9 protein-coding genes are annotated in these 16,274 nt (G+C 46.8%); all 9 read right to left on the reverse strand.

Annotated elements, in window-relative coordinates; all coding sequences use genetic code 11:
- Nucleotides 1-107 precede the first annotated feature (107 nt).
- The 9 genes from E0E20_RS14855 to E0E20_RS13285 all read right to left on the reverse strand — a co-directional run bounded on the left by E0E20_RS14855 (nt 108) and on the right by E0E20_RS13285 (nt 15,741).
- Entirely contained in the window at nt 108-6,881 is a 6,774-nt protein-coding gene (locus tag E0E20_RS14855) for a YodL domain-containing protein (protein WP_442911490.1), read from the reverse strand.
- A 72-nt stretch (nt 6,882-6,953) separates the two neighbouring features.
- Nucleotides 6,954-8,102 (reverse strand): DUF5688 family protein, encoded by a 1,149-nt coding sequence (locus E0E20_RS13255; RefSeq protein ID WP_130838651.1) that lies wholly within the window; start codon nt 8,100-8,102, stop codon nt 6,954-6,956.
- Nucleotides 8,099-8,254, reverse strand: a complete 156-nt coding sequence (locus E0E20_RS13970) for a hypothetical protein (RefSeq protein WP_165444112.1) — start codon at nt 8,252-8,254, stop codon at nt 8,099-8,101. Before E0E20_RS13970 ends, E0E20_RS13255 begins: the two co-directional genes overlap by 4 nt.
- Nucleotides 8,244-8,807 (reverse strand): hypothetical protein, encoded by a 564-nt coding sequence (locus E0E20_RS13260; RefSeq protein WP_130838652.1) that lies wholly within the window; start codon nt 8,805-8,807, stop codon nt 8,244-8,246. The genes E0E20_RS13970 and E0E20_RS13260 overlap by 11 nt, the downstream gene beginning before the upstream one ends.
- Before the next feature lie 5 nt (nt 8,808-8,812).
- The gene (locus E0E20_RS13265; protein ID WP_130838653.1) at nt 8,813-10,918 is read right to left on the reverse strand and encodes a DNA topoisomerase 3; all 2,106 of its coding nucleotides are present in this window, start codon (nt 10,916-10,918) and stop codon (nt 8,813-8,815) included.
- Between the two features lie 10 nt (nt 10,919-10,928).
- Nucleotides 10,929-11,390: a hypothetical protein gene (locus tag E0E20_RS13270; protein WP_130838654.1), complete on the reverse strand. Its 462-nt coding sequence runs from the start codon at nt 11,388-11,390 to the stop codon at nt 10,929-10,931.
- Nucleotides 11,391-11,477: 87 nt separating this feature from the next.
- On the reverse strand, nt 11,478-13,379 hold the full coding sequence (locus E0E20_RS13275) for a CD1107 family mobile element protein (RefSeq protein WP_130838655.1): 1,902 nt from the start codon (nt 13,377-13,379) through the stop codon (nt 11,478-11,480).
- Nucleotides 13,357-13,668 (reverse strand): hypothetical protein, encoded by a 312-nt coding sequence (locus E0E20_RS13280; protein ID WP_130838656.1) that lies wholly within the window; start codon nt 13,666-13,668, stop codon nt 13,357-13,359. The genes E0E20_RS13275 and E0E20_RS13280 overlap by 23 nt, the downstream gene beginning before the upstream one ends.
- A gap of 15 nt (nt 13,669-13,683) precedes the next feature.
- Nucleotides 13,684-15,741 carry a CD1108 family mobile element protein gene (locus E0E20_RS13285; protein WP_242622805.1) on the reverse strand — a complete coding sequence of 686 codons (2,058 nt, stop codon included), beginning with the start codon at nt 15,739-15,741 and terminating at the stop codon, nt 13,684-13,686.
- Nucleotides 15,742-16,274: the final 533 nt, after the last annotated feature.

The following is a 16,274-nucleotide window of genomic DNA, read 5'->3' on the forward strand; positions in this document are numbered from 1 at the left end:
ATGGCAGGGGGCTTTCACCCCTGATTTGAGATTCAAGTTCTCTGTGAACTTTTCTTATTACTAAGTGCATTCACATGGTGCTGTTCGCTATCGCTGTCAACGATAACTTATGCACAACGTTTCGCACTGTTTTTATAAGAATGCGATTCATCCACAAACAGCCTGTCTACGCCTAATTGCTCAAAGGTTACGACATTATCCTTACGGCTCTGATCATTAAGCTTATCAAGCCTTGTCATAAGCTGCTTCTTGGACTTTTCCATCTGCTTGATGGTATATCGCTCGCCCCTGTCAGCCTTAGCCTGTGCTATAGCTTCCGTGATCTCATCTATCTGCCGCTCCAGTATCGCCACCTGTCTCTCCTGTGACAGCGGGATTTTTTCAAACTGGGTATGTCCGATGATCACGGCATCATAATCACCCGTAGCAATACGGGAACAGAACTTCTTACGGTTTGCAGGCTCAAAGTCCTTCTTCGTTGCCGCAAGGATACTTGCTCCGGGATACAGACGCAGGAAATCACTCGCCCACTGCTCCGTCAAATGGTTTGGTACTACAAACAGCGACTTCTGAGCAAGCCCAAGCCTTTTAAGCTCCATAGCTGCCGCAGTCATTTCAAAGGTCTTGCCGGCTCCTACGCAATGGGCAAGGAGCGTATTATCTCCATAAAGCACATGCGCTACCGCATTTTTCTGATGCGGCTTAAGCTCTATATCCGGTGTCATGCCCGGGAACTGCAAATGTGAGCCGTCATACTCTCTTGGTCTTGTGGAATTGAAACGCTCATTATAAACCTTTACAAGATCGGCTCTTCGCTCAGGATCCTTAAAGATCCAGTCCTTAAAGGCTTCACGGATTGCCTCCTGCTTCTGTGCCGCAAGGGTGGTCTCCTTCTTGTTAAGCACCCTCTTTTCCTTGCCATCCTCCACGATAGTATCATAGATACGCACATCCTTAAGGTTTAAGCTGTCCTCCAGTATCTTATAGGCATTCGCCCTTCCTGTACCAAAGGTCATGTTGGCAAGGGTATTGCCATAGTCTGCATTCTTACCCTTTACATTCCAAAGTCCTGTCACATCCGAATACTGTATGCCCATGACATTCCGGTTAAAAAGATATCCCGGCGTCTGGAAGGTCTCACGCATGAAGTCCTCGATATACTTCGGGTCAACCCATGTTGCCCCAAGACGGACTTCTATATCCGATGCTTCAAGGTCTTTCGGCATTACCTGTTCAAGATGTGCCACATTTACCTGATACTCCGGGTGATTCTCTGCATAGTTCTTTGCTATGGACAGCTTTTCACGGACATTACCGGACAGGTATTCATCCGCTGTCTCCCACTGGTCGGTCAGCGGATTCCGGAAGATAACTCCTGCAAGTTCCTCTGTTATGGCTTCTTTTTCCTTTCCCGTAAGCTCTGCCATATAGTCAAGGTCTACCTTGGCTTTTTCAGCCAGGGAGACCGCCAATGCCTCGCTTGCGGTATCAACGCTTGTCACCACCTCTGCGTGCTTGATGGTACGCTTCGTGAACATATCCGCTTTTCCAAGGAACTTGCCCTCATCGTCCAGCTTTTCCAAAGAACAAAGCAGGCAGTATGAAGAGTCCTGATTAAAGGCTCTCTTATTGGTCTGAGAACTGATAAGCCCGTATTTATCGGAGAACTTATCATATAATCCGTTCAGTTCTGCCTGTTTCTCCGTAATGGCTTCGTCGGGATAGTCCTCCATCTGCATTTGGATCAGTTCCTGCGTACAGTCACGGATAGCGATCATTCCCTTTATGCGATCTCCCATGGTATCTGACACATCGGCAGGCTTCATGACGGAATTCTCACGATAATACACATGATCATCCACCATACAGAAGCTGTAATTCTTCACATTCGGATCTGCCGGTATTACTTCAAGGTCTGACTTTCCAAGCTCGTCCGCTGAAAGCTCCACCGCTTCATATTCCGCATGGATATTGCTGATTGCCTCACGGAGCTGCTCTTCAAAAGGTCTGCTTTCATCAGGTACACAGGTACTCTCCATACCAAAGGGTCCGGACACCATTTCCATCTTTCCTACGATCATCTCCGGGTGGTCTGCAAAATACTGGTTCATGGTGATACCATTTGCATCCATGCCGAGGTGTACCCAGTCCGGCTCTATATCCATCAGCCTGTCTCTTTTCTGAAAAAAAAGAATGTCGGACGTTACTTCTGTTCCGGCATTCTCCTTAAAAGCTGTATTGGGTAATCTCACCGCTCCGAGCAGCTCCGCCCTTTGAGCAAGGTACTTTCTCACCTGCGGGCTTTGCTTGTCCATGGTTCCCTTGCTTGTAACAAATGCTACGATACCGCCCGGTCTTACCTTATCCAGTGTCTTTGCAAAGAAATAATCATGGATCTGGAAATTCAGCTTATCATAAGGCTTGTCACTTACCTTATAATTCCCGAACGGCACATTTCCAACTGCCACATCAAAGAAATCATTCTGAAAATCAGTCTTTTCATATCCGCTGATACGCACATCTGCCTGCGGATAGAGCTGCTTTGCGATGCGGCCTGTCAGATCATCAAGCTCCACTCCGTATAACTTACTGTCCTGCATCTCTTCCGGCAGCATACCAAAGAAGTTTCCTACACCCATGGCAGGCTCAAGGATATTTCCCTTTTCAAATCCCATCTGTCCCAGTGCTTCATAGATATTTCTTATGATCACGGGGCTTGTGAAATGTGCGTTAAGGGTACTCTCCCTTGCGGAATTGTACTCCTCCGGTGTCAGCACACTCTTTAATTCCTGATATTCTGCAGACCAGTTGCTCTTACTTTCATCAAAGGCATCCGCAAGACCTCCCCAGCCGACATACTGTGATAAAATCTGCTGTTCCTCCGACGTGGCTGTCCTGTGTTCGTCCTCGATCTGTTTCAAAGTTGTAATCGCCCTGATATTGTCACGGAACTTTTCCTTTGCACTTCCTTTTCCCAGGTCATCGCCTGTGATGTGGAAATTCTTTGCCGTAGCTCTTGCATCTTCAGACAGTTCTGCCTCTCTTGCGTTATAGGATTCCCAAAATCTTCCGGCAAGCCTCCTTGGAAAGCTTTCGTCATCCATAAACTCATACTGGATGTTGTTAACTGCATCAAGGCTATCAGCCTTTTCAATCTTCTTTTCATACTGCCCGATTCTTACTTCATCTGACAATTTCTCTTCCAGCTTGCGAAGCTCCGGTTCAGAAAGCCTTTCATAAATATCGTTACTTTCAGTATGAATAGAAAAGCTCTCTTCATCCCCATCATGCCTTGTGACCTCATAATGGATCTTCTGATGCTCACCCCGGATATCTGCTTCAAGCTCATACTCCGCAGTATGCCCGAAATTACTGTACTCAGCTCCGATATAGGAAATATTCTGTATATCCTCTGCGGTAAGCTCCATGTTATGGAACTTCTCCCAGTCTTCTTCCGATACATAGGTAAGCTCGTCAAAATCAAGGTACTTAAGCTCATTTTCTATAAGATCGCTAAGGGTATCATATTCATTCTGAGAAATGATCTGCCCGTCAATCGCAAGACGGATGCTGTTATGCTCAAGGTCTACAGAAGCCTGTATCGGGTATTCTTTTGCATCTGCTTCATCTATAAGGTCGGTATAAGCTATCTCCACATTGGAAAGGTCAGAGAAATCCGCATCATGGTCATACTCCCTGTAGCAGAATTCATTGATAAGCTCCTTTGCCTGCTCCTGTTCCGGTGTAAGGACTGCTTCTTTCTCCCGAAGAAACTCCGGCACTTCCGAAAATCCAAAGGAATCCACGAAATATGCCTTGTCCTCACCATTCTGATGCAACACCACCACATCCGATACGGACATGGAGCGTCCCTTGTAATCTGCCGGATGATCTATGTTAAACTTCTCATAAAGATCATCGAGGGTAGTTCCTTCCTCTAATGCTCCGGTATATACTGCTTCATAGTTTGCCGCATCAACGGAAATACCTCTGTTCTGCAAATGCTCCAGATTTTCAAAGATGATATCCCGTCTGTCCTCAGCTTCATCCGATATCTGATAAATTGTATATGTCGGAGACTCCTGCTCTAAATCTCCCCGCATGGTCTCGTCAACATACTCCTGCGCCTCTTCGAGAGTCCTGAAGGTCTCCGTAGGAGCAGCAAAAGAATCCGCTGTCGGATGTATTCCATATGAGCCATCTTCCTCACGGTCTATCCATACATACTGACCTGAAGGGAGCTTTGTTGCCCACTCCTGGGGATTATCATTTTCATCATCCGCTTCATGGACTATCGACCAGCGGCTGTTTTCTCCCCGTCCGACAGGAGGACCGAATTCGGGATTGTGATCTGCCTCTTTGCTTTCCGGCTCTTCCTGTGCATCCCCGGCTTCAATGGCATCAACAAGTTTTTCCTGCTCATCAGCAAGAGCTTCCTTTTCCTGCTCCTTTTTATACTCTGCATAGGCTTCCTTTGCCTTGGGAGACAGATACTTATCCTCTGCGATCAGCTCACGGATACGCTTTTCCACCACGTTCCAGTTAAGAAGCACGGATGTATAAGGTTCCATGATACTGCCCTTGTCAAGCTGAATGCCCTTTGCATCATGATCTTCCCAGCTCTTGTCATTTCCAATCAAGGCATCCGACTGTCCGCCTGTACCATATTCTTTTTTAAGGAACGCTACATTATCTTTGCTGTCATGCCCCTCCTTAAAATAATCATAGATACGAAAAAGCCCCTGCGATACACCGCTTCCATGAGTGAGCCTGCTGTCAATCTCATCCTGGGTAATGAAGTTTTCAAGCCTTACATTTACCTCATCTGCAAGAGGAAACTCCCTACGCTCCGCATCGAGGTCGGCAATCTCTGAAAGAAGATACTCCGGCTCTTTTACATATCGCCACCGAAGTTGAATCTCTCCGCTCTCTATCCTGTCCGCAGCTCTGCCGATTTCCTCTGCAAGCAGCTCCCTTCCCTCATGAGTGGATAAAAGCTCTGCGATATGTGCCTGGCTGTCGAGATAATTACTTCCTTGGATAGAAAGAGAATCAGGCATATCATCAATGCCGTCACGGAAAAAGAAATAAATCTGATCAGCAACTCTCGCCCGCTCGGTACTGTCCACAAGAAAGGCTTCATTTCTTGACATATATGAGCCGTTTTCCACCATCTGACGGGTGAACTCTTCCACAAGGCTCCAGCTATAAGTTGTGGCAAAGTCCACCTGAGCAGAGTTCCCCGGTGCGATGCTCATGCCATTTTCATTAAACCAGACAGATACCCTCTGCCCGTCAAATTCAAACCCCTTGCCCGTAGTTCCGATCTCATTCCTTATGAAATCAGTCATTTCCGCAGCATCTTTTCCTGCCTGGTACTTTGCATAGATGCGCTTACGGTTATTCTCTTTACCACCACCGGACCTTATCACATCAAGAAGCTGGTCGTCTTTTAACATAAAAACAGCGGGAGCCTTAGTTTTCACGCTTGCTTCCGCTGCTGCTATCGTTCCCACCTGCTCCGCAAATGACGGGAACAGGTCAAACATATTCAGTTGCTCGGGTTCTGCATCCGGAGGGTTTAGCTGTAGATCAGCTCCGATAAAACTATCTCCTCCGCCGATGCCCGGATGTTGTTCATCAGACCCACCCACTTCATCTGGTCTGATGCTTTCAGGGCTTCGTTCACTCCCTGTGACTTCGCCATCTGATCGGTCAGAAGATCCATCCTCTCCTGCGCCTGCTTCTGAATCATCAGGCAGTGCTCCTTCAGATTCCCCTCTAACATCATCCCGCTGTAGGTTCCTCTCCTGTGTTCCTTTAAGAAGTTCCTCCGCATCAGTCCGTACTTGGTTAAGGGTTCCTCTGGCTCGCTGTTCGCGATCAGATTCGGTATCAGATAATCCCCGCTCTGCATGTAAGTCAGTTCCATGGTCATTTCCTCCTTGTTCTGAAATATTAGCGCTTTCGCCTTTTTCATAATCATCGGTGGAAATATCACCTTGCCGCTCGCTTTCACGCTTTAAAGCATTATATTCATTCCTGGCCTCATTTGCAAGCGTATTTTCGCTTTTTTCTACGGCTTGTGATATATTCTCCGTTTGTCTTTCTACTTCGCCATATCGGGCGATATGACGCTCCTGTGCCGTTACCGCTCTTCCGATTTCCATAAGCACCGGCTCAGTCATTTCCGATACCGCATTACCCAGTACCGACAATGTTTTCACATCACTAAACTCATGCAGATACCGGAAGTCAAAATCATAAAGCTCTGTATCCACACCGCACCTTGTAAGAAGTGTATATGCGATGGAATCCCTCATGGTATCCTGCAATCTCATTTCAAGATTCAGTTCATCATATCCATACAGAAAGCTTCCATCCACCCTATCCTGCAGATCAGGCATTACATCCCTGTAGTAATCATCTGCAATACGGTGTGCCAGCTCCACAAGCCTGTCCCCGAAAGGTCTGCTCGCATCAGTTTTTCCATATGTGTTTTCAAGTCTGTTAAGAATAGTCTGCTCATTCCGCTCTCTGACCTGCCAGATATACGGGAGCCTGCCAACATTCCATCCGGGATGCACATTTGACACATCAAATACATACCGAAGTCTTGGTCTGCCGCTGCTTTCATCCAAAAGAGCGATACCCTTGGACCCACGGTTGACCCAGCAGTTCATCTTCTGATTCCATGTTTCAAGCTCTGCACACGCTGTGGCATCCGGTCTCTGGGCATAGATAAGCAGCTGATCCATGAAAGGATACCGATATAGCCTTCCGGCAGTGGTAAGGAATCCTTTCCACTTTTCCATATCTGCCGATAAATCCTGTGCCGTAGCCTGTGCAAGCCATTTGATCTCATCATATTTTCTTGCCATAGCCTGTTTCTCCTTATAAAGATTATGGGAGAAGGACATCGCTGCCCCTCTCCCGTTCCAAGATAAAAATCCTTATGCCAAAGCCTGTCCTCTGTCCTTATTCATCTGACGAGGCTCCCTGGTTGCCTCATTCTTGGCAACAACATCTTTCTTCTGAGCAAGTCTCTCCTTAAGGGAAGGACGCTCCTGCTTCTTTTCTTCTTTTGCAGAGGTCTTTTCTACAGCAGTTTCCTTTGAAGCCTCTGCTTCCTTTGCCGTAGCTCTTTCCTCTGCCTTGTCTGCACGGAAAAGCTCATGTTCCTTTGCATCATAGGCATATACATGATCGGAAAGTCTTTCCTCCGGTGCTACCTGTGTGGCATTCACATCCTGTACCATGCTCTCTAAGGTCTTAAGATCCATCTGGTCGTTCTTAGGTACGATCAGCACCTCATGCACACTCGAAGGTAAGATAAAATAATCCTGACCCAGCTTCTCGGTGATATCATCCATGACCTTATCGTTAAGGAGAACTGCCGCACCGTTAAGCTTATCCTCATTGGAGAGTACATACATCATCTCATCAGGTGTAGGCGGGATCATACCAGCGATGGCCTCCCTTGCCTCTTCCTCGGACATTCCGCTTCGCATCATATCAGGAAGCATCATATCAACCATTGTTTCCGTCATGCTCTTGAATGTTGCCGGAGTAAGGGTGTCCATGTTATCAAGGGCAAGCTTATGAAGCTGCTCAACCGATGCGCCGTATCCCTCCATGAGCCTGTTGGTGATAGGAGCCGACATAGTGCCGCTCTCTTCTTTGCCGATTGCGATATGATAAGTAACAGCCAGATCATCCACCATGGTATGAGGCTTATCCGCAAGATACTCCGCATTCTGCTCTGCATTGATAAGACGGCAGGTGATACGGTCCTTCACGCTGTCGAAATCAGTAAGTCTGCTCACATCAAAATCCTGTGACATCTCATGCTGAGTGCGGACATCTGCGATTGCAGCCAGGATATCATCCATAGGTCTGCCGTCCTCATGCTGCTCATAAAACTGGTTGAGGTAAATGTTAGGAGCGATATTGCTGTCCTCAAGCTTTACCATAAGACCATCCAGCTTCTGATCATTGTTCTTTACAACGGTCTGAATGGAAACATCCGCATTTTCATACTTCTCAGGCAGAAACTCCTTGATACGGTCTGCCACTTCCTGCTTAAACTCTTCGTAATTCATGCTTTTGCTCCTCCCTTCATCATAGCTTCCTTCTGCATCTGTGCCTTACGCTCCAACTTCTTTATGCCCTGCATATAGGCAGTAAAGCGTGCCTTGCCGCTTGTCTTTGGCTTTTCTGCAACCTCTGTTGCGATCACATTGTTATTCTGCATCGTTTTCATCCTCCTTCTTCTTTGTATAAACTTCAAGAAAATCCCAGAAATCCTCCGGGGTGTTCTCGCTTACCATATCTGAAATATCTTCAACGCATCCGTCCAAAAGATCATTGTTATCCTTTCCTGCCATGCAAATAGCTCTGATCTGCTCCAGCTTTTCTGCATTGGAGATATTTCTTCTGCGGCAAAGTCTTTCAATATCCTCAAATTTCACATTCATAAGGTATCCGACATTCCTGATTCCTTCGAGGATATACTTGATAAAAGCAACCTCTTCTTTTTCCAGAATGCTAATATCAGCATATTTACCGGGATAGTAATCATCATCAGATGCTCCAAAATCATGATCATCCGTGCTGATAAGCTCCTCTTCCTCTTCGGGTGTAAGATGATATTCTTCATCGAAATCATCCGGCTCTTCATCGAAGTAGTCATCATCACAGACATACTTCTTTTTACTGTCCCTGTACTTCTTTACGGCTAAAGCCGCAGCAGAGACCGAAGCCCCTGCCGCCGCAATGCCCAGTAATACCTTTACTGCTTTCTTCATGTTGCTCACTCTCCCTTCTTCTTACGCTCCGGAAACTCAAAGGCGAACTTGAACTGAAAGCCACTCTTTTCCTCACCATCCTTGTTGGTGTAGTCATACGCCTCCACACCTTCAGGCTTAAGAAAAGCATCATAGCTCTTACCCTTCTTGCTCTTAAGACCTTTCATAAAGATCTTTTCGCCGTTAAGAAGCTTCTTGATCTGCTCCTCCTCAAGCTTTCTTCCCATGGCATAGCCAAGGCTCATGCCGCACTTCTCGGTGCAGTATGCTCCATACTTGCCGACGACAACATCTCCGCCACACTTAGGGCATTTTCCGATTGCTTCTTCTGAACCAAACATCTTCTTTTCCTCCTCGCTTACGCTACTGTATGTTTTTACCAAATCTGTTACCATGTCCTTAATGCCCTTCATAAAGGCCTCCGCACTCATCTCACCTTTGGAGACAAGGACAAGTGCGTTCTCCCAGTCTGCCGTCATCTGCGGAGATTTGACCGCATCAGGCAGAATGGTTATGAGCTTGATCCCATCATCCGTGGGAACCAGCTTTTTCTTATCTCTTTTGACGAACCCGTCTTTTACCAGCTTCTCGATGATGTCCGCTCTGGTGGCAGGTGTACCAAGCCCCTTACGTTCCACATCATCGTCCATTTCCGAAGCACCGGCAGTTTCCATATACTTAAGGAGCGTGTCTTCCGTAAAAGCTTTTGGTGGCTGCGTGAAGCCCTCCACCACTCTCGGATTCACATCACTAAATGACTGTCCCTCATGTACAAAAGGCAAAGTCTTTTCCTCATCCTCCACATCGGCTTTTACCTTAAAGCGGTTTCTGAGCATCTTTTCATACTTCTTAAATCCCTCTGATATGACTGTCTTTCCGCTTGCATGGAACTTAAAACCGTCACAGTCAAGCTCCACTTTTACACCCTTATAAATGTGTCTCCCGGATGTAGCACACAGGACACGATATGAAATGAGGGAAAGAATCTTCTTCTCTCCCTCTGCAAGTGCATCCATATCCTGTTTTGCGATTTCCATCGTAGGTATAATGGCATGGTGGTCTGTGACCTTTTTACTGTTTAAGACTCTGCCGATATCCGGCGAATAATCCTGCGGAATCTTTAGTACACTCTTAAACACCGCTTCGATCACATCTTCCGCAGTCTGTCCCATATCATCGGATAAAAACTGGCTGTCCGTCCTCGGATAAGTACAAAGACGCTTTTCATAAAGGCTCTGGGTATAATCCAAGGTCTGTTTTGCCGTAAATCCAAAGATACGATTGGCATCCCTCTGCAGGGTGGTAAGGTCATAAAGTCTCGGCTGTGCGATACTCTTTTCCTCTTCCTCCACCTTCGTAATACGCACCGGGTTAAATACGGCACATCCCTCTACAGACATTGCCTCATCTTCGGTTTTGAACTTATCAGATACAGCTTCCATGCCATTTACATCTATATGGCAGGTATAAAACGGTTCTTTCTTAAAGGTGCGGATTGCTTCATCCCTGTCCACAAGCATTGCAAGCGTAGGAGTCTGCACCCTGCCAACCTTTAAAAGCCTGTTATAGAGCACCGTGAAAAGTCTCGTACCATTGATACCCACAAGCCAGTCAGCCTGCTGTCTGCATAACGCACTCTGATATAGGTCGTTATACATATATCCGGGTTTCAGATTGGCAAAGCCTTCCCTTATGGCACTCTCTTCCATGGAGGAAAGCCATAAACGCTTGATAGGCTTATCACAGCCTGCCTGTTCATATACAAGACGGAAAATCAGCTCACCCTCTCGTCCGGCATCGGTAGCACAGATAGTCTCATCCACACCTTTATCGTGCATGAGCTTCTTAAGTACCTTAAACTGAGCTTTCGTATCCTTCTTGATCTCGTACCGCCAGTTTCCCGGCATGATCGGGAGCGAATTATATGACCACTTCTTTAAAGCGGGATCATATGCTTCCGGCTGTGCCAACTCAATGAGGTGTCCTACGCACCATGAAATGATATAACCGTTTCCCTCGATATAACCGTCCTGTGCATTCTTTACTCCCAGTGCATCCGCATAAGCCCTGGCCACACTGGGCTTCTCGGTAACCACTAACTTGTATCCCATGGCAGCCTCCTTATAAAGAAGCTTCCTTCGACTTGGTGGCAGTCTTCTGAGGCGCATCATGCTTCTGCTGTGATACTTCCGCCTTTTTCTCGGAAAGTCTCTCTTTTAAAGACTCCCTCGGCTTTTCCTCCTGCTCCTTGCCTCTGGACTTATAAAACTCCACCATGCCCTTCAGATCTCTATTTGATACCTTGGTCTTTTCAGTCTCCCAGATCTTCTTTCCATCAGCACCTTCACCGACGCAGTGATCTTTGCGTACTGTGGTATGGCCATCGGCAGGCAGCTTCATCCACATACCCTTACCATACTGATCCTCATGCACTGCATTTGACCTTGCAACAAATGTTGCCCAGGGACTGTGATCATTTTCGTCCTTATTGGGAATAAGGATCTGCTTATACTCCTTGCCATCCTTTCCCGTAAAAGGCTCTCCGACACATCCCTTGCCGAACTTGATGGTGATCTCATCCATCTTCTTTTTTTCTGCTGTCTATTCCATAAAACTCATTTCTCCTTTCAAAAGATGACGGAGAGGTTATCCTCTCCGCCGTAAATGTGTTTATTCATCTTTTTCTGATACATCTGCTGCGCTCTCCTCTTCCGTATCAGATATTGTTGCATCTTCCATATCCTCCGCCGTAGGAGCAGGTCTGTCTTTCTGTTCTTCTGTAGGTTCAGGATAATCTACCGCATCATCGGCATTATCAAACCAGGCGTCATTAGGATCCTTTTCCTGCTCATCTGCATCGTCTGCATATACTTCCTCTTCGGCTTCTTCATCCTCATCCTCGACAAAATCACCGTCCTGCTTTTTCTTAACTACCTTGAAATAATATGCAGCTCCGATCACACCACCGCCAAGGATTACCATGATGATGTATCCCAGAAGTGGATTACTCTTAACAGGCTCTTCCGGCTCCTCTTCGGCAGGCTCCTCTGTTTCAGTCTCCTCTGGCTCTTCCGGTGTTTCTGTCGGAGTCTCAACTTCATGGGTATCGTCGATATCCGTATTGTTGTTAGGCAGTGCGCTCTCCGTCACAGGGATCTGCGATTCAAGGGCTGCCGAATTCTTAGGCAGAGTCTCCGAATTATCGGTTGTTACATTAAGCAGGTCATTTTCTGTAATCTCTGTCAGGAAGTAAACCATTTCCTCCTGTCCGTCCCGATCAATGATCAGATAAAAGACCTTGCCGCTTGCAGCTTCAATGGTATAGAACTCTTTTCCAAGGTTCATATCCTCGCCATTTTCTCCGTCCGATAAAGCGGCTTCCTCTGCATCAGCCTTGGCAAACTCGGCTTTCTTCTGTGCCTCGGGAGATGTATTGGTGCTGGTTGTGGTACTTGTAGTGCTTGTCGTATTTCCATTGCTGTCAGTCTTGGTATGATCTGTAACCGTTGCTGTTGCACTGGAAGGCTTCGTAGCCTCCGCACTTGCAGGAAGCTGTTCTGCCGGATTACTGTCATCATCAGAGTTAGGATCCTTGTAGTAAGGATTCTTTGTCTTATAAACCTCCGATACATTCCCGGCATTATCCATGGCTGTGATCGTGAAATACTCATAGCCTGCATCAAACTGGGAAAGGCGGATATTCACTGTGCCATTCGTAACATCCGTAAACTCATACCCATTCACATAAATAACCTTTACACCGGAGTCATTATCGGATGCCTGGATAGTAAGAAGTCCGTCCGATACCGCCGCATTAAGGGTGGGCTTGCTTGTATCAAAGCATTTGATGGAGCGGCTTCTCTCATAACTCTTATCATTAGCATCCGTCACAAGCACATATACGGTGCAGTTCTCGGAAATCTCAAGGAACATATCCTCTGTTACATCGTTGTAACTACCATTCTGTCCGATCTTTGCTTTCACGGACTTTATGGCAAAATTCCCGGTATCAAGAATATCCTCGACCTTAAAAGTGACCTTTGCAGATGTACCGCTTGAATACCATCCAGAAGGAGTATTGATCGTAATCTTTACGCTCGGCTCCTTATATTCGCAGTCCTTATAATTCTCGCTGCACACGGGGCAGTCTTTGTTGTAATCATACTGGCTGCACTTGTGATTGCAGATACACTCAGGTTCCGGCTCGGGTGTAGGTTCAGGAGTTGGTGTTGGATCATCCTCTCCAGTCTCACCACCGTCCTCACCATCCCCGGATTCATTTTCGGAGGCGCTGTCTCCTGTGTTGGAACCATCCCCGGCACCGGAATTATCCCCGCCCGTAGGATTCTCAACTGTTGTATCTGTTCCTTCATCTGTAGAACCACTATCTGAAGCATCATCACTTGATGACGAATCATCTGTAGTTCCTGCTTCATTACCTGTCACGCTCTCTTCGGCATATACCGATACCGCCGTAGAGCTGTTCGCAATGAATGCCCCTACTGGCAGTGCAAATAGCATCACCGATAAGATCAGCGATGCAATAATCCTAACTGATAACTTTCTTTGCATTTTCGTTTGTCTCCTTTTCATTTTCTGCATGAAAGGCCCCGCCTTCATCGGGCGGGGTCTGTCTTGATTCCTTATCCCTTGCAGCTATCATGTCCGCAACCTCTTTTTCAGAAAGGCTGTTAAACAGTGCCAACTGCTCCGGTGTTATATGTTTCTTTCTGATGATCTTCATCGCTTCCGCATCATCCGCTTCCTGTTCGAGTCTTGCCCAGTATTTCTCACGTTCGGTGTAATACTCTTTCTTCTCGGCGGCATGAATGCGGTTTTTCTTGATTGTTTCTCTTTTCATCTTGCCTCCTTATACTTAATGCCCTGGAACTCTCGCAAATGAATAGAAATGCGATTGCCAGTACGGTGTGTTGATGGAAGAGTATTTGATTGGATCGCCTGCATGTATCATCTGTCCATTGCCAGCATAGATACCGACGTGGGTTACAGGATTACCGGAATTGTATGTACCCGTGAAAAAGATAATGTCTCCGGCTCTCGCTTCTGATGCACTGATCGGAGTACACTGGTTATAAATGCCCTGTGCCGTGGTCCTTGGCATGTTGCAATAACCGCTGTGAGTAAGCACATAGCACACAAATCCCGAACAGTCGAAGCTTGTTGACGGATTGCTGCCTCCCCATACATACGGGTATCCGAGGTAGTTCTCCGCTTCTGCTATAAGTGCCGCTACATCGCCACTGCCACCGATAGGATCTGTCGTACCGTAAATGGATCCGTTACCGTTTTCAAAATAGAAAAGCGGATTATAATACTCTCCATCCGATAAGCACTCCAGATGTAAGTGGCTTCCCGTTACGGCTCCCGTGCTTCCGGTCTTACCTATGACGGCTCCATGCTTTACCGTCTGCCCTGCGCTGACATTCATACTTTCCAGATGCGCATACTTTGTGGTAAAGCCTTTTGAATCCGTGATCACGATATAATTCCCGTAATCATCGTCATAGGCTGCCGTGGTAACTGTACCGTCATGCCCGGCATAAACCTCTGTTCCTTCCGGTACTGCGATATCAATACCTCTGTGGAACTGGTTCTCTCCGGTGATAGGATTCTTTCTGTAGCCGTAGTAGCTCTTAATCAGGCTGTACCAGTCCATATCAAGAGGCGTATAAAACTGCTGAAGCGCACCATTGGTCTGCTGATATGCTGCATAAAGCGTACTTGCATCATCATTCCCGGTAAGACGCTCTGCTACGATATCCTCCAAAGGCTTACGGGTAAGCTCCACATCAAGGATCGTAACGGTATATTCCTCTTCCACTTCTTCCTCTTCACCGGTTTCCTCATTCGTAACAGTTACCGTGCGGGTTCGTGTCTCTTCCCTCGGTGTAAGGGTCAGTTCATACATCTCATCAAAAAGCGATTCGATCTCCGCATCACAGTCCGCTGCCACCACATCAACCTTTATGGCTGACAGATAATTGATCAGCGTAAAAGGGTTATGCCCGATTTCTTCCAGGTTATAGTTGTACTCGTCATAATCGGGATAATCTTCCTCGATGCTGTCTATGGTGTTCTGCAATGCCATTTCCCTTGAAGTCATGGCTTCATCCGATGCATCAAGCTGAGCTGGCTGACTCTGATAGCTTCCTGCCATAGTAGCTGACAAGCCACCGTTAAGTACGGCAGAACAACTTGATATACCTGCGGCTATAAGCATAAAAAAGAGTCCGAACAAGCCTATTGTCGCTATCGCTCCGATATGCTTCCTTGCGAACTCTGCTACTTTTCTAGCCATGTTTGTGGTTGTTGTTGCCGCTTTTTTTGCATATCCGGCAGCCTGCTTTGCCTCAGTCGTTCCTTTCTTAAGTGCCTTGGCATACTCACGCTTGATACGCTGCTTCTGAAGACGCTTCTGTATGGCTTTCTTTTTGACCTCCGGGTTTTCCTCCAAATACTTTTGATATCTGAAGTTCACCTCAGCCTTGAACTGCTTCTTTTCAAGAGCCGCTACCTTATTGCTTCGCTTTGCCTGTACGCCATGCTTTATATTTCTCGCATGAACGATAACGGCTTCACCGGCCTCTTCTGTCCTGTGGGCAGCTTCAACACCGGAGTTATCCTTTTCATCCTCCGATATCTTGTCATGCACCAGTCCCTGCGCTTCCATCATCGCCCTGCGGTTTGCCGCAGTTATGGGATTATCACTCTTCGGCTTTTTAAGTACCTTATTGGTCTGAAGCTCATAAGTGACTTTCCCGGTCTTTTCATCGAAATGCCGTACAAGCTTGTACTCCTTACGCTGTGGTAATTTCTTTCTCGCCTTCTGGGTTTTAGCAGCAGCCTTTTCCGCTTTCTTTTCAAGCATCTCAAGCTTATGGCTCTTTGCCGTTTCAGCACCTGCTTCTTCCACAAAGCCGGTCTTTCCATGGAAATCTCCATCTGACTGTATGAAGCTATCCTTTACCCTTGTACGGGTCTCATGCTGCCTGTGCTTGCGAAGTGCTCTCGTTTCCTCACGCTGAGAAGCATACTCGGTATTCTTTTCATCCTCATTCTCATGCCTTTTAAAGAATTCCTGATTAACTAATACTTTCCCAATCCGCCGTACTATAGAAAACGGCGAAATTGACTCGTTTTAGTGCCTGAACGCTGCGCGTTCGTGAGTAGTTCCTTGAAAAACAACGGTTTTTCCGCTCATATGGCGGCCTGCGGCCACGGAAATCAGCGGAGATTATGGAAAATTATCTCCATAAATTCTTGATATATGGTACTGAATATGACATAGTAGTACTATATATTGAGGTGATTTCTATGGCAGTTCCAGATTCTATCCGCAAAGTTCCGCGACCGGTCAACACCATTGTCGAGGATAACGGCCGTGACGGACCAAACCGCTTCGCTGTCCGGGAACGGATCAGCACGAGGTACATCCCGGGAGGCAAT

This window comes from Lachnoclostridium sp. Marseille-P6806 (genome assembly GCF_900625025.1).
Lineage (GTDB): Bacteria > Bacillota > Clostridia > Lachnospirales > Lachnospiraceae > CAG-791.

Excerpts from the sequence above, each read along its gene's own strand:
- E0E20_RS14855 (WP_442911490.1), bottom strand. The coding sequence starts at position 6,881 with ATGGCAAGAAAATATGATGAGATCAAATGGCTTGCACAGGCTACGGCA.
- E0E20_RS13970 (WP_165444112.1), bottom strand. The coding sequence starts at position 8,254 with ATGCAGAATAACAATGTGATCGCAACAGAGGTTGCAGAAAAGCCAAAG.
- E0E20_RS13280 (WP_130838656.1), bottom strand. The coding sequence starts at position 13,668 with ATGAAAAGAGAAACAATCAAGAAAAACCGCATTCATGCCGCCGAGAAG.
- E0E20_RS13265 (WP_130838653.1), bottom strand. The coding sequence starts at position 10,918 with ATGGGATACAAGTTAGTGGTTACCGAGAAGCCCAGTGTGGCCAGGGCT.
- E0E20_RS13275 (WP_130838655.1), bottom strand. The coding sequence starts at position 13,379 with ATGCAAAGAAAGTTATCAGTTAGGATTATTGCATCGCTGATCTTATCG.
- E0E20_RS13260 (WP_130838652.1), bottom strand. The coding sequence starts at position 8,807 with ATGAAGAAAGCAGTAAAGGTATTACTGGGCATTGCGGCGGCAGGGGCT.
- E0E20_RS13270 (WP_130838654.1), bottom strand. The coding sequence starts at position 11,390 with ATGGATGAGATCACCATCAAGTTCGGCAAGGGATGTGTCGGAGAGCCT.
- E0E20_RS13255 (WP_130838651.1), bottom strand. The coding sequence starts at position 8,102 with ATGAATTACGAAGAGTTTAAGCAGGAAGTGGCAGACCGTATCAAGGAG.